The sequence below is a fragment of the Companilactobacillus furfuricola genome (assembly GCF_003946325.1).
GTDB classification, from domain to species: Bacteria; Bacillota; Bacilli; order Lactobacillales; family Lactobacillaceae; genus Companilactobacillus; species Companilactobacillus furfuricola.
Map to the genome: position 1 here is coordinate 1 of NZ_RHNT01000005.1, position 13853 is coordinate 13853.

The 13853-nt window shown below is 39.8% G+C and carries 15 protein-coding genes; 3 read left to right on the plus strand and 12 right to left on the minus strand.

Annotated features, from left to right (window positions below):
* Positions 1-366: 366 nt before the first annotated feature.
* Positions 367-1926, plus strand: coding sequence for a Y-family DNA polymerase (locus EKM78_RS02775; protein ID WP_125769206.1), 1560 nt, complete (start codon positions 367-369; stop codon positions 1924-1926).
* Positions 1926-2354: a hypothetical protein gene (locus tag EKM78_RS02780; protein WP_125769022.1), complete on the plus strand. Its 429-nt coding sequence runs from the start codon at positions 1926-1928 to the stop codon at positions 2352-2354. The genes EKM78_RS02775 and EKM78_RS02780 overlap by 1 nt, the downstream gene beginning before the upstream one ends.
* A gap of 381 nt (positions 2355-2735) precedes the next feature.
* Here EKM78_RS02780 and EKM78_RS02785 read toward each other — a convergent pair whose 3' ends face one another.
* The 8 genes from EKM78_RS02785 to EKM78_RS02820 form a co-directional block, all read right to left on the minus strand.
* Positions 2736-2936 carry a type II toxin-antitoxin system HicA family toxin gene (locus EKM78_RS02785; protein ID WP_125769025.1) on the minus strand — a complete coding sequence of 67 codons (201 nt, stop codon included), beginning with the start codon at positions 2934-2936 and terminating at the stop codon, positions 2736-2738.
* A 29-nt stretch (positions 2937-2965) separates the two neighbouring features.
* Positions 2966-3739 (minus strand): matrixin family metalloprotease, encoded by a 774-nt coding sequence (locus tag EKM78_RS02790; protein ID WP_125769028.1) that lies wholly within the window; start codon positions 3737-3739, stop codon positions 2966-2968.
* 53 nt (positions 3740-3792) lie between these two features.
* A complete protein-coding gene (locus EKM78_RS02795) occupies positions 3793-4401 on the minus strand; it encodes a nitroreductase (protein ID WP_125769031.1) in 609 nt (202 codons plus the stop codon).
* Between the two features lie 87 nt (positions 4402-4488).
* Positions 4489-4830, minus strand: a complete 342-nt coding sequence (locus EKM78_RS02800; protein ID WP_164507171.1) for a DUF4411 family protein — start codon at positions 4828-4830, stop codon at positions 4489-4491.
* Positions 4797-4988 carry a DUF4411 family protein gene (locus tag EKM78_RS13410; RefSeq protein WP_125769036.1) on the minus strand — a complete coding sequence of 64 codons (192 nt, stop codon included), beginning with the start codon at positions 4986-4988 and terminating at the stop codon, positions 4797-4799. Before EKM78_RS13410 ends, EKM78_RS02800 begins: the two co-directional genes overlap by 34 nt.
* Before the next feature lie 2 nt (positions 4989-4990).
* The gene (locus tag EKM78_RS02810) at positions 4991-6139 is read right to left on the minus strand and encodes an ImmA/IrrE family metallo-endopeptidase (protein ID WP_125769039.1); all 1149 of its coding nucleotides are present in this window, start codon (positions 6137-6139) and stop codon (positions 4991-4993) included.
* A gap of 197 nt (positions 6140-6336) precedes the next feature.
* Positions 6337-7026, minus strand: a complete 690-nt coding sequence (locus tag EKM78_RS02815) for a 2,3-diphosphoglycerate-dependent phosphoglycerate mutase (RefSeq protein WP_125710812.1) — start codon at positions 7024-7026, stop codon at positions 6337-6339.
* A gap of 79 nt (positions 7027-7105) precedes the next feature.
* Positions 7106-8575, minus strand: coding sequence for a hypothetical protein (locus tag EKM78_RS02820; protein WP_125769042.1), 1470 nt, complete (start codon positions 8573-8575; stop codon positions 7106-7108).
* Positions 8576-8840: 265 nt separating this feature from the next.
* Here EKM78_RS02820 and EKM78_RS02825 point away from each other — a divergent pair, with 265 nt between their 5' ends.
* Positions 8841-9818, plus strand: coding sequence for a peptidoglycan recognition protein family protein (locus EKM78_RS02825; protein ID WP_125769045.1), 978 nt, complete (start codon positions 8841-8843; stop codon positions 9816-9818).
* Between the two features lie 571 nt (positions 9819-10389).
* On the opposite strand, the gene EKM78_RS12460 is transcribed toward EKM78_RS02825, so the two are convergent.
* From EKM78_RS12460 to deoD, 4 genes are read right to left on the minus strand one after another with little or no spacing between them, the layout of a single operon-like run.
* On the minus strand, positions 10390-10545 hold the full coding sequence (locus tag EKM78_RS12460; RefSeq protein WP_164507172.1) for a hypothetical protein: 156 nt from the start codon (positions 10543-10545) through the stop codon (positions 10390-10392).
* Positions 10546-10564: 19 nt separating this feature from the next.
* Positions 10565-11851, minus strand: coding sequence for an NCS2 family permease (locus tag EKM78_RS02830; RefSeq protein WP_125768864.1), 1287 nt, complete (start codon positions 11849-11851; stop codon positions 10565-10567).
* Positions 11852-11875: 24 nt separating this feature from the next.
* Positions 11876-13108 carry a NupC/NupG family nucleoside CNT transporter gene (locus EKM78_RS02835; RefSeq protein WP_125768861.1) on the minus strand — a complete coding sequence of 411 codons (1233 nt, stop codon included), beginning with the start codon at positions 13106-13108 and terminating at the stop codon, positions 11876-11878.
* 13 nt (positions 13109-13121) lie between these two features.
* Positions 13122-13829, minus strand: a complete 708-nt coding sequence (gene deoD / locus EKM78_RS02840) for a purine-nucleoside phosphorylase (RefSeq protein ID WP_125768858.1) — start codon at positions 13827-13829, stop codon at positions 13122-13124.
* Positions 13830-13853 lie beyond the last annotated feature (24 nt).

A 13853-nucleotide genomic window follows, 5' to 3' on the forward strand; every position in this document is an offset into this window, starting at 1 on the left:
AACCGCCGTATACGGAACCGTACGTACGGTGGTGTGAGAGGTCGGTAGCCTAGCTACCTCCTACTCGATCGGCTGAGCCCATATAGCGCCCCGACCCTCCACCTAGATGGTATGTATCATATCCCTTTCTGTTTGAGTTTTACCGATTTATTTTGATTAAATTGGCACTTTTTGCGCGTCCTGATTCTCACTTGTCTATCTCAAATCTCTTCTGAATGGTCAGAGCCGTTTATTCTTTTTTGCTCATTTCTTTTTTTATTTGCGCTTTTATTTCATTATTTCTTCCTTTTCTGTTGCTTTTTTCTTAGCTTTTCTTTTTCTCTTGAAAAAGCTTTCTTGCCTTCTTTTTTTTCTAAATCAGTTACAATGTTAAGAGAGCTTACTAACTATTTTGAGGAGGGGTGTCTTTTGGTTCGTTCTTATATGGCTATTGATTTGAAGTCTTTTTATGCTTCTGTTGAATGTATTGATCATGAGCTTGATCCGCTTAATGCTAATTTGGTTGTGGCTGATAATTCTCGGACTGATAAGACTATTTGTTTGGCTGTTTCTCCTGCTTTGAAGCAGTTTGGCGTGCCTGGGCGGCCTCGGCTTTTTCAAGTGGAACAAATTGTTTCTAAACTTAATCGTGCTCGGGCTGCTGCTTTGCCTTCTCATCGATTGACTAAATATTCTTCTATCAATCGGCAACATTTGCTTAATTCGCCTAGTTTGAAGCTTGGTTATAAAGTTGTTAAGCCTCGGATGAATTTTTATATGCATAAGAGTGCTGAGATTTATGGGATTTATTTGCGCTTTATTGCTGCTGAGAATATTCACGTTTACTCGATCGATGAAGTTTTGATGGATGTTACTGATTATTTAAAAACCCATGATACTTCGGCGCATGTTTTGGCCAAGACTATTATTCAGCAGATTCAATCTGAGACTGGAATCACTGCTACTGCTGGGATCGTGACTAATTTGTATTTAGCTAAGGTGGCGATGGATATTGTTGCTAAACATATTCCGGGAGATGCGGATGGTGTTAGGATCGCGCAGATGGATGAACACCAATACCGAAAACTGTTGTGGGCCCATCAACCTTTGACTGATTTTTGGCGAGTTGGTCGTGGTTACTCGAAGCGTCTGGAAAAATTAGGACTGCATACGATGGGCGATATTGCGCGTTGTTCTTTGGGTTCTTTGTCCGATGACAAAAATGAAGAGATCTTGTATAAAGAGTTTGGTAAAAATGCGGAGCTTTTGATCGACCATGCTTGGGGACGCGAGACGGCAACTCTGGCTGATATTAAAAATTATAAATCTGATGATCGCGGGTTATACTCTAGTCAAGTTTTGATGAAGCCGACTTCTTTTGATGATGGCCTTAAAATAACTCGAGGTATGAGCGATGCGTTAGCTTTAGATCTGGTGGCGAAAAAAGTCGTTACTGATCGTATTGGCTTGATCGTTGACTATGATGTGAAAAGTCTGGAAGAAGATACGACTTTTTCAGGGACGCTAGTCGACGATTATTACGGACGAAAAGCTCCTAAACCAGACCACGCTTTTCAAAATATGCCCGTTGCCACTTCCTCGTCTGAAGAACTAAGAAACATTTTTAAAAAACTGTATCAGGAAAATATCAATCCCAAACTTTTGATCAGACGGATCACCGTTACAGCCAATCATTTGGTAGACGAACAATCTGCTGTTCAAGAGCAAAAGTACAAGCAGATCAGCCTTTTTGACGATACCAAAACTGAGATCAAGCAAGAAAAAGTCGATAACCATAAACGTCAAAAAGACCGCAAGATCCAGGAAACTATCTTGGAATTGCAGAAAAAATTCGATAATAAGAATGTCATTTTAAAAGCTTCTGATCTTGAAGAAGGGTCGACTACGATTGAACGAAACAATCAAATAGGAGGTCATCACGCCTAATGGACGAAAAGAAATTGATCGAGCAAAAGATCTTCAACGATACCTCCCAATACAATGACATCATGGATGTTCCATACACGCATCCAAAGCGCCATTTACCCATGGAACAGCTCGACCGAGCCGCACAATTTGCTCCATTCGGGGCTCTTGAAGGATTCAATGGCTTGATCCAAGAGAAAACCAAAGACTATACCCGAAAAAAATATTCTACTCAGGAACAAGAGCAGCTGATCGATCGACAGATCGCCTATCTGAAAAAACATCCTGAACTGCTCGTAGATGTGAATTACTTTAACGATGAATCTGGATATTATGAACATCTTAAGGGTACTTATACTGATCAAGATATTGAGAAAGGTCGTGTGAAATTCAACGATGTTTCTGTTGTGCAAGTTAATATTCGGGAGATCAAACTGGTTGGAAAGTAAAAGACCAAATCACGGAAAAGTGATTTGGTCTTTTTTTTGGTTATTTTAATTGAGTGTATGATTGCGCTCATATGGGCAGTTGATTTGTTTGTTACCAAACTGTCTATTTTTATATCCAAAACGAGCTGAGTAATGCTGGTCTCCAGTTAACTGCCTGTTAGTAAGTAGGACTTAGTTGGCATTAAATAGTGCTTACCACTTTTAGGAGATAAACTTGCTACGGTTTAGATAGTGGTTTTTATCTTTATCCTCAAGGATGTTGAAACGAGCTCCGCGAGGTAGCGGCCTCCGGTTAACACAGGTAGTCGCGGCACTGCTTCGTAGCACCTTCTGCGACTACCTGCGTTAATCCTCAGCAGCTGACCAACCTCGCTGCGCTCTCTATTTATAAATATTTATTCCAGCTTGTTTCAAGATTTTACTTTCTATCCCATGTTCATATTCTTTATCGAAGTGAACTGGTACTGGAACGGTCACGTTGGTTACTGGATTGTACATTTTTAGATGTGAACCAGTTTGTGATTTCTCAACGAAACCATTTTTGCGCATGATTTTTAGTAATTTTCTTGGTTTCAATGCCATTGGACCATCCCCTTTCACTTGGATTAATGTTACTGGTTGTTGTTGTTGGTTGTGGTGTCGTTAGTGGAACCATTTGAATAGATCGTCCTCAAGGTTGATAGGTCACCTTGGGTTAGTTGTGTCATCCCTTGATCTGTGGGATACATGACTGATTGTGGATCACTGCTGTGTCCCAATCCTAGTGCATGACCTAATTCGTGAGTGGCAACGGAAACTGAGGTTGCTGCTGGATAATAGACGTTCAACTTCGCACTTCCGTGAACCCAGTCACCTAAGGTACTTTGAAATGATTCTGGTCCACCTTTACCTAATTCCATATCGACGGTGTCGCCTTGGACGTTTGTCGTGTTTTGATTATAAGTTCCCATGGCGATAGAATTCTGCATTCCCGATGCAGTTCCCGGGACCAATTTTACAATACCGGTATTATTATATGTATTAATTGCCTGCAAAAAAACATTTTTAACACTCTGCGGAGTTCCCTCCTGAAAATGATAATAGTAGGTGTTGGAAAGTGTCAATGAAGCAACGTTGGACTCAATTGGTATTGTTGAATCGGTAGTTTTTGGTTTAACTTCTTTTTGTTGACCAATTAGTTTGCTAGTGTCGATCTTAAAGTTCCCGATCTGGAAATTCGATAAAATGCTCCCAGCTGTATTTAGCATTGAAGCACGCAAATTATTCAATGGCGCCGCCAAAGAACTTTGTCCCCCAGTAGCTTTCCATCCTGCAAAAGCTACTATACCGACCATAATAGCGATCAGTAACAATCCCCTAAATAATGTTTTTAAAAAATAACGCATTAACTTCTCACTTTCTTTGACAATTATTTAGGCACAAATTTAATCTTTGATTGTTAAATCTTATCTAATGAATTGCGACCAGGCTTAAAATCATTGATCACATCTTCAGTTGGATATCCTAGACCAATTCCCATAAAAATAGCTTCATCATCAGGGATTTTGAAATGATCATGGATCAAATCTGGATAACGAACAAAACCATAAGCTGGGATCGTTCCAACTCCATGATCTTGAGCTGCCAATAATACGGCATAACCAAAAGCTCCTGCATCATAAGCAACATAGCTAGATGCAGCTTTCTTAATTGTAATAAATAAAATTGAAGGAGCGTCAAAAAGCCGTCCATTAGCTGGACCAAATTCTTCCTTCTGTGGAGAATCAGCTGAACGATGTTGCCAATCTAAAATATTAGCATCCGCTTCGGCTGTCCACTCTTTAGGAGGAACCACTTCAGCGTGACTAGCAAGACCTTCAGAAAAGTTCTTCATATAAGCTTCACGAATTTCCTTAGCAGTCGCTCCAGTAGCCAGAAAAGCATGATAAGGCTGGCTATTCTCCCAAGAAGGAGCAGCCTGAGCTTCAGAAACAATAGCCTTCAAAGTATCCAAATCAACTTGTTTATCAGAAAAAATCCGAGTAGAATGCCGATCTAAAATAGTCATAAAATCTCTCCTCATGTTGAAACTTTCCCTTATATCATAACCCTTCTAGTTCGCTCGAAGGCAAGAAAAAATATCTTAATTATTCAATTACATTTTAAATCTAAGTTCTTGAAATAGCTCATAAAAAGTAATTACTCGGACATCAAATTGACTTGCTACAGCAGAAATTTTAGGTTCCTTTGAAGAATATGCCCCTATTGGAGGTAATTGTTTATTTTTTCCCCCATCAAAAGTGACTATCGTCTGATGATACGCTTTTGCTGTAGCGATTAACCATGGGTCAGCTTTCCCATCAATGTTCCATTCATTAATGGCAGCATTATCCCATCTATTACTGCCGACAATCCAGCTTAAAACTTCCTGATACTCACTTAATATATTATTACCTACCATAATTAAGCGACTTGCGTAAGTAACTTTGACCCACAAACTGAGATCATCAGGATAAGCAATTCCTCAAAAACTTGTTTTAGCATATGAACATTAGATTGACTAGCAAAAAATATCCACAACGATGGGAAAACATCTCTACGGTACCATTTATTATTCCCATCAATTAAGGCATTAGTATCCAGCAAGTATTCCATACTTATTCCATCCTTAATATTCTATCAACTATTTGATCATATGTTTTGACACTTGAGCCCAGCATATCTGCAGCATCTTTAATTGATATAGTCCCACTGGATTCACTTGATATGATTGCATCCGTATATCGTCGATCAATTCTAGACATAACATTATTGATATAGTTGCCCCCGCCTTGGTGAGTCTCGTTCTGTGTTAATGCTTTTGACTGTTCTTTTATCGCCCAGTCAATTAATTCTTTGCGATATAAATTCAAATTCACCAATCTTATTGAAGTGGCAACGACACTGACATGAAAATGTCTAGCCAATTCTTTCGTTTCAGTGTACGGATCATTATTCAAATTGATTTGGGCAAGAATAGTTCTTTCAGGAATTAAAACTCTTATGGTCACTTCGTTTATCCAGCGTTCATTTTTAACGTCAGAGTATGGTGAAACATTTAGTACCTCATCACTGCCAAGTAATACATGCACAAATTCATGAATCAAAGAAAAAATCTTGGCTCTTTTACTATCACAAGAATTAATAAATATCAATGGAACAATATCATCTATCAGAACAAAAGCTCTAAATTCATTAACATCAAGCTTTCTGTGCGTATTTGATCCAGCAATTCCACTCTGCATAACCATAACCCCACAGTTAGTGATTCTTTCCCTAAGGGTATTAAAAAAGCTTTGGTCATCCATAGTAACAGAGAAACGACTTTCAAGATTCAGAATGCTTATGATATCTTGAGCAGCGTCGTCTGGTGACACTGATACATCAACCCTACCCAACAATTTAGAGCGTTCAGCATTTTCCTGAACAATTAGATAGTTTCTCATCCATGCTTGTTTAACCTTCATCGAATTAATTGTATCGATTAATTTTCGACTAGGTATAACTTCTTCATTGTTAACCGTCCGATATTGAACAAAATCATTTTCTTCGTGGGGGATTTTATCATCCAAGAAATATTGAAAAGGGATCCGGGTATCTTTGCTAAACGCACGTAATTGATTGAAAGTAGGATAGTCACTATCGGAATCTGCATTTTGCCATCTATTCAAAGGGTATTTGTATTCTAAAAAATCAGAGCTTTTTTCACCATTGTCGATGGCCCATTGAATAACCTTACTATTAACTGGAATACGTAGAATAGACATAAGATTCTCCTCCTTTCAATGATTTAAAATAATAATATCATGTAAGAAATGCAGTGTCTAAAACGACGTTATAATTTTTGTCTATAGCCTGATACAAAGGCATTTCCAACAAACATTCAATCAAATAGCTGCGGTAACTTTAAAAAAATGTCAAAAAAATAGACCCCACTAAGTAAGTGGAATCTATATATTAAACTTTAGTTTAATTTTTCTTTATGTGTAACGTTCAACTTGTCATCCAAGTCGTAAACAACTGGTTCACCAGTTGCCATTTCAACGTCCATGATGTCTTCGTCAGAAATGTTTTCGATATATTTTGTTAGGGCACGTAGTGAGTTACCGTGTGCAGCGATGATAACGTTCTTGCCATCTAACAACTTAGGAGCAATTTCGTCTTCCCAGAAAGGAATAACACGTTCCAAAGTAACCTTAAGGTTTTCTCCACCTGGAACAATTCTTGGGTCCAAGTTTGCGTAACGACGATCGTTAGCTGCTGAACCTTCGTCTGTAGCCTTCAATAATGGTGGCAATGTATCGTATGAACGTCTCCAGATATGAACTTGTTCATCACCATATTTCTCAGCAGTTTCTTTCTTGTTCAAGCCTTGAAGTGCACCGTAGTGACGTTCGTTCAATCTCCAAGTCTTTGTTTCAGGGATCCAAAGTTGGTCGCATCCTTCAAGAGCATAGTGCAATGTCTTGATGGCACGAGTCAATACTGATGTATAAGCTTGATCAAACAAGATGCCTGATTCTTTGAGAAGTTTACCAGCATTTTGTGCTTGCTTAACGCCTTCTTCACTAAGGTCAACGTCAACCCAGCCAGTAAATTGATTAGATAAATTCCATTCACTTTGTCCGTGACGAATGAAAACTAATTTTGCCATTTCATTTCCTCTTTTCATTTCTTTAACAAAATACATTTTACACGATTTATGGTATAAAAAAAAGTGGAACTAGTCCACTTTAATGTTTATAAATAGGTGTTTCGACATCATCAAGGGTCGAGATGTCCATTTTCACCTTTGCATTAGAATTTAAGTAACCGTTAACATTGTCGTTACCTGCGAAAACGGCCGTAACTTTATCTGTACCATTTAACAAATCAGTCACGATCCCAGCGTTTTGATCTTGCGTCATCACGATCGGAATAATTTCGATCCCATTATTGCGCAATTGCAAAAGCTTCTTATAAAAATGCGAATCGATCGAGACAAAAATAGTAGCTTGCATATTGCGTAAAGCTTGATTCTTCAACCACCAGAAAATGAGCTCTTCATCGCTATTGAAAGTACTGATCAAAACATTGCCGGCGGAGAACAATTGAATGAATGGTTCTTCATCAGTGTAACTCTTGATCAAAACTAAAGTACCATCTTGACGATAAAAGTTCTCACGGATCACGCGGTTTGGGTTTTGGGGGTCGTAAAATTGGGTAGCAGAGTTCACGCCATTAACATCGAAAATGTCTCGGCTCAACAATTTTCGGTCATCGTAGTGACGGATAACCTTCAATTGACCACGATTATTACGAGCGACCTCCATAATCAAATGTTCACCATCATAAACTTTATCAATATTCTTATCATCAACGTGTTCGATCCGATAGTCATCTTCATAAGGGATCTCAGCTGGCGAAACGGAGACGTTCTGGTTGCGGCCCTGCAAGTCGTTATACATGTTCAATAAGTACGAGTTAGGGTTAACTAAGTCTGAATTCTGGTAATCTGCCCATGTAGCATTTGCCAGGTCATCGTAAGAAACCGTGATCGTATTAGCTAAAAAGCCGTGTGCATCAAACGTGTGCGTCAGTTGTCTCCACATTTGGCGTTCATTGTCAGATGGATCATTATTTAAATGATCACTAAAAATAAAGTAGTTGCGGTTAGGATCTAAGAAGATCTCATTAGCCATCTCATCCGAACCGAACCATTTCTTAAGAGAAGTATTAATATTCTCTACTTGATCAGAAGTCTCTTTGCGAGCATTAGCTTGGTCATCCCCTAAACTACGAAGCACATAGTTATAGTAACTACGAGCTGACAACAACTGATGACGAAGTTGCTTCTTCACATCATTTTCCTGTTCAATGATCCCCTGAAGATCAGCCTCAGTATTCTCCCAATCATTATTATCCTTCTCAGGCACAGGTTGTTCCTCATAATAATAACCATTCAACTCCGGACCATCCGGTTGAACTGAACCCCCATTAGAAAAATCCCCTTGTGGAAAATCAGCACCAGGTTGAGCATTATCAACAGGTTGACTTTCTTGAGGATCCGGCTCGATCGGTGCCGAAGTAGCACTAGTAGCAGCTTGTTGAGGAAATGGTGGAACACTACTAAATTGGTTATTTAGTTGTGAATCATTGTCATCAAAGTTGGAAAAATTATCATTAGCATCATCATTCTTCTTATTTCTATCAAAAAAAGACATAACCAAGACTCCCATCTAAAAAACGTTAACTATAATTACCATTATAATAAAGAGCCACTAATTAAACTAGTCATTAAAAAGGAAAGCCTGCACAAACGTCAATTTTTTAACAAATTATTTTTCCCAGAAAGTGGTCAAAATTAAGATATAGCGTTATAAAATCAAATAATAAGTTTACTTAAGATTTAAAGTCAGGTGTAGAAAGTCAAGAAAAAAATTGATACGCTAAACAAGACGAAACAAAGGGTAATAAGGGGGAAACAACATGTTTTCAAAGAAAATAATAGCCAGCCTAGCCACCGCAGCAGCCTTAACTGGCGCAGGCTTTCTAACCACAAATGAAATAGCACCACAAACCTTCTCCGCACAAGAAGTAAAAGCAGGATCGATCAACGATTACATCGCCAATCAAGGCATCCAACCAGTATCGATCCAATTTCGCGAAGGAACCTTCAACGAATGGTTCGGCTACGAAAACGGCGTCGGCAAACCAGAAGGCGTAGTAGTCCACGAAACAGCAGACCCCAATGCTACCGCCGAAAATGAAGTATCCTACTTCAACAACTATTGGGAATCGATTCAAACCTACGTCCACGCCTTCGTAGACAGCTCCGAAATCATCAACATCCACAGCGCCGACTACGGAGTATGGGGAGCAGGCCCAACAGCCAACAGCAAATACATCCAAGTAGAACTATGTGAAGAACACACCACAGACGCTTTCGCCCGTTCAGTAGCCAACGACGCCTACTACGTAGCCTACCGCTTGCACCAATACGGCCTACCAGTAGAATACGGCAAAACCGTAGTATCCCACGACCAAGTATCCAAAATGTACGGCGAAACCGACCACACAGACCCAACAGGCTACTTCGCCAACTGGGGCTACAGCATGGAACAATTCGTCCAACTAGTCCAAAAATACTACAACCAAATGGGCGGATCAAACACCAACAGTGGCTCAAACAGTGGTACAAACAGCAACACAAACACCGGAACCAACAACGGAGGCGTAACATCAAACAGCTCCGAAGGAACCGTAAAAGTAACCAACCCAGCCAGCTTCATGGCTCCACTAGTAGGCTTCAACACAAACGGATCAACAACCAGCTCCAACCGAGGCCTGGCCAACGACACCGACTGGTACACAGACCAATCAAGAGACTACAACGGACACAGATACTACCGAGTATCAACAAACGAATGGGTAATCGACACCTACGCCACATTCACAGCCAAATAGAAAAAGAAAAAGTCAGCCAAAAAACGGCTGACTTTTTTAAAACCCAAAAACAAAATATAGAGGAATAGCAAGAGTGCGAGAGAAACGAGCACGCGAGCCAGAAACAAATAAACAGAGAAAAAAACAAAGCTAAGAACCAGGCAAGAGCACGAGGAACGAGTACGCGAGCCAGAAACAAATAAACAGAGAAAAAAAACAAAGCTAAGAACCAGGCAAGAGCACGAGGAACGAGTGCGCGAGCCAGAAACGGAAGCAAAAGAAGAATAAAAGTATTTAATCTTATCTAACAAAACATTGAAAAGAAAGGCAGCAAAAGCAATGTAAGTCAGGAAACAAATTGAGTGGAGCGAAGTCCCACGAACCGAGAAAAAAGTCGGAAATCGAAATAGAGAATATATCCTAACAAGGAAAAGAAGCTCCTATTCCCCACCAGAATGGATAAAGCCTGAGATAGACATGTGAGAAATAGGACGAGCAAACAGTGCCAATTTGTACAAAATAAATCGGTAAAACTCAAACAAAAGGGGGGATTATAACTCTATCTAGACGGAGGGGCCCGGGGATACAGACCTCAGTGGTGAAATTTCACTTGGCGACGAAGGAGCTTAGTGAAAGGTGCAGTTTTGAAACAAGCGAGCGCCCTTTGCTTGATTGGTTCAAAATGTGCCCACCACGTTCCAGCGTCTGTATCCCCGGGCCCCGGAGTCGGCATTGAACGTACCACCAAAATACTACCTACAAACTCGTCACCCAACAAACAAAGCCTCAGCAAAAATCTGAACCAAAAACAAAACCGAAATAACAACCAAAAGCAAAGACATCTCACTATGATCACCAACAACCATCTTCAAAACCGGATAAACAATAAACCCAAAAGCCATCCCAGCAGAAATAGACCCACTAAGCGGAATCAAAACAAAAATCAAAAACGCCGGTATCCACTCGCTCAAATCATCATAATCAATATTAGCCAAATTCTGCATCATCAAAGCCCCAGTAATAATAATCACAGGAGCAATAGCAGCTTCAGGAACAAACCTCAAAAAAGAAATAAAAGGCAGAGCAACTGCGAACAAAATCCCAGAAGTCAAAGACATGATCCCAGTCTTACCGCCACTCTTGATCCCAGCAGCACTCTCAGCAGCAGCCACAGTCGGACTAGTCCCAAGAAAGCCCGACAAAAATGTAGCTACAGAACTAGCTTGAAAAGCTTTCTTAAACAACTTCTTATCCGGCAGTAAACCTTCTAAAATACCCATCGACTCAAAAACCAATATCATCGTCATCGAAAAAACAGCCAGCAAAAACTTCAAAGAAAACAACTCTGAAAAATCGCCTTGAAAAAGTAGCTCGCCATATTTACTCAACATCGAAATATCAGTCTGGGGAGTTTTAGTTGTGATGCCAAAGAAAAACGCCATCACACTAGTTAAAACAATACCTATGATAAAGCTTCCAGGGATCCTCTTTATAAAAAGTCCTAACGTTACTAACAAACCAAATAGGGCTAGTAACACAGCTGGATCAGATAAATTCCCTAGCGACAATAAAGATCCGTTAGCCCCCTGCTTGATCAAGCCAGCTTTTTGCAGACCGATCACGACCAAAAACATCCCTATTCCCGTCGTGATACCGATCTTCAAACTACTGGGAACAGCGGCAGCAAGCAAGTCGCTCAATTTAGAAAAACTGATCAACATGTAAACCACACTGCTGAAAATACTAATGGCAATCGCCTGTTGAAAACTCAATTGCATACCAACTACTAACGTGTACGTGAAAAAGGCGTTGACACCCATACCTGGGGTAATAATGATCGGTGCGTTCGCCCAAAACGCCATCAACAAGCAACCAATGATCGAGGCAAAAATCGTTGCAAAAACGCTCAATTCAACTGGTATCGAAGCATCTTTCAAGATCATCGGATTGACGATAATAATATAAGAAATCGTGAAAAATCCCGTGATCCCGGCGATGATCTCCGTTTTGATATCTGACTTAGTTAACTTATTCCATCCTAAATAGTTAAACATTTAAAAAACCTTTCATAAATCGATCTACCAAATAAACAAGCCTACGGTTCCAGCGGATAGTAGTGATACGAGGATACCTGACAGTAACAAATATCCAACATTTTTGGCAATCAGATCATTTTTTTCTTTATCTACTAATCCCTTGAAACAACCGATAATCATTCCAATTGTACTGAAATTGGCGAAAGATGTTAAGAACACAGTTAAGACTGCCTTAAAGTGTGGTTGGAAACTATTGATCGTATCGGTCACTTTACCCATAACCACAAATTCGTTGGTCACTAACTTCGTTCCCATGTATTGAGCCATCTGGAAGGCATCGCCACCGTTTAGTCCCAGCAACCAAGCAAATGGATATAAGATGATGCCTAAAATATGTTCCAAAGAGATCCATGGATGAATGAGCCCGAGTAATTTGTCGATCAAAGCTGCTAACGCAACAAAGGCAATAACATTAGCGGTAATGATCAAGACTAATTTACCAGCATTCAAAATTGAATCACCTAAGAAGGAGAAGAAAGGTTCCTTTTCAGTCTTAGCATCAGCTTCTTCAACCGTGCCAGTTGATCCACTCCCTTGCATCGTAGCGATCGTATCTTCCTCTTCAGGAACGTTAACTGGATTCAAAATATTAGTCACGATAATGGCATTGATAATATTGATCGGAATAGCTGTCAAAATAAATTGTCCCGGCATCATGCTAGTATAAGCACCAATGATCGAAGCTGTGACACAACTCATCGACATCATCGCTAAAGTCAAATTTCTTTCAGCTTTCATTTGCTTCAGTTGCAAAGATGAAACTGCCAATGCTTCGGTATTTCCTAAGAACATCATTTCCACGGCGAAAAACGATTCAAATTTCGGTTGGCCGGTTATTTTGGCCAAGCCTTTACCGATCCACTTGATGATAAATGGCAATACTCCGATATAAGTCAAAATATCAAATAACGGAATGATCATCAAAATTGGCAAGAGGACACTAACGACGAAGTCCATATTCTTAACGTGGACCATGCTAGGCAAGGCGAACTCGACCCCCGTGTATGCTACTTGAACTAAAGCATTGAAAGCATCGGCCGCACCTAAAACGATATTACGTCCGATCGAAAAGCTCGTTAAAAACCAAGCTAGCACAATATTCAAAGTGGTCATGATCGCGATGGATTTCCACTTGACTTCTTTTTTATTTTTTGAAAAAGCAAAGGCAATCAAAATGAAGATTGCTAATCCAATAATGTTGACTACTAAATACATATTTTATTCACCACTAATCCTTAATGGCAGTTTCTAAAGAAATCAACATCATGTCTTTGAATGATTGTTCTCTTTCTTTAGCAGAAGTAGCCACGTTATTTAGAATTTCATCACTAACAGTACAAATCGCTACAGCTTGAGCATTGTTTTTCGCAGCGATGGTATAAAGTGCTGCTGCTTCCATTTCAATTCCCAATACGCCGTAATCGCGCAGTTTCTCGTTGTCGATCTCGTCATTATAAAAACGATCAGCCGATAAAATATTTCCCACATGCGTCGTCACGCCCATGTCTTGCGCAATTTGATAAGCATTGTGGACCATTTTAAAGTCAGCCGTTGGTGCGTAATACATGCTGCGACCTAAAATGTTATAGATCATTGACGAATCGGTACTAGCAGAATTAGCAATAATAACATCGCGGACTTTGACATTCTTGCCGATAGCTCCGATAGTTCCCACACGGATCAATTTCTTAACACCGAAGAATTTCACTAATTCGGTAGCGTAAATGGAAATCGAGGGGATCCCCATCCCTGAAGCTTGAACAGAAACTTTTTTCCCCTTATAAGTTCCGGTGTAGCCGTAACAATTTCTAACTGTGTTGTATAAAACTGGATCTTCTAAAAAATTCTCGGCGATAAATTTTGCCCGTAATGGATCTCCTGGCATCAGTACTACTTCTGCAATATCTCCCATTTTTGCATCAATATGTGTGCTCATTTCGAATTCTCCTTCTACCCTACG

Excerpts from the sequence above, each read along its gene's own strand:
- EKM78_RS02775 (WP_125769206.1), top strand. The coding sequence starts at position 367 with ATGTTAAGAGAGCTTACTAACTATTTTGAGGAGGGGTGTCTTTTGGTT.
- EKM78_RS02780 (WP_125769022.1), top strand. The coding sequence starts at position 1,926 with ATGGACGAAAAGAAATTGATCGAGCAAAAGATCTTCAACGATACCTCC.
- EKM78_RS02785 (WP_125769025.1), bottom strand. The coding sequence starts at position 2,936 with ATGGCATTGAAACCAAGAAAATTACTAAAAATCATGCGCAAAAATGGT.
- EKM78_RS02790 (WP_125769028.1), bottom strand. The coding sequence starts at position 3,739 with ATGCGTTATTTTTTAAAAACATTATTTAGGGGATTGTTACTGATCGCT.
- EKM78_RS02795 (WP_125769031.1), bottom strand. The coding sequence starts at position 4,401 with ATGACTATTTTAGATCGGCATTCTACTCGGATTTTTTCTGATAAACAA.
- EKM78_RS13410 (WP_125769036.1), bottom strand. The coding sequence starts at position 4,988 with ATGGAATACTTGCTGGATACTAATGCCTTAATTGATGGGAATAATAAA.
- EKM78_RS02810 (WP_125769039.1), bottom strand. The coding sequence starts at position 6,139 with ATGTCTATTCTACGTATTCCAGTTAATAGTAAGGTTATTCAATGGGCC.
- EKM78_RS02815 (WP_125710812.1), bottom strand. The coding sequence starts at position 7,026 with ATGGCAAAATTAGTTTTCATTCGTCACGGACAAAGTGAATGGAATTTA.
- EKM78_RS02820 (WP_125769042.1), bottom strand. The coding sequence starts at position 8,575 with ATGTCTTTTTTTGATAGAAATAAGAAGAATGATGATGCTAATGATAAT.
- EKM78_RS02825 (WP_125769045.1), top strand. The coding sequence starts at position 8,841 with ATGTTTTCAAAGAAAATAATAGCCAGCCTAGCCACCGCAGCAGCCTTA.
- EKM78_RS02830 (WP_125768864.1), bottom strand. The coding sequence starts at position 11,851 with ATGTTTAACTATTTAGGATGGAATAAGTTAACTAAGTCAGATATCAAA.
- EKM78_RS02835 (WP_125768861.1), bottom strand. The coding sequence starts at position 13,108 with ATGTATTTAGTAGTCAACATTATTGGATTAGCAATCTTCATTTTGATT.
- deoD (WP_125768858.1), bottom strand. The coding sequence starts at position 13,829 with ATGAGCACACATATTGATGCAAAAATGGGAGATATTGCAGAAGTAGTA.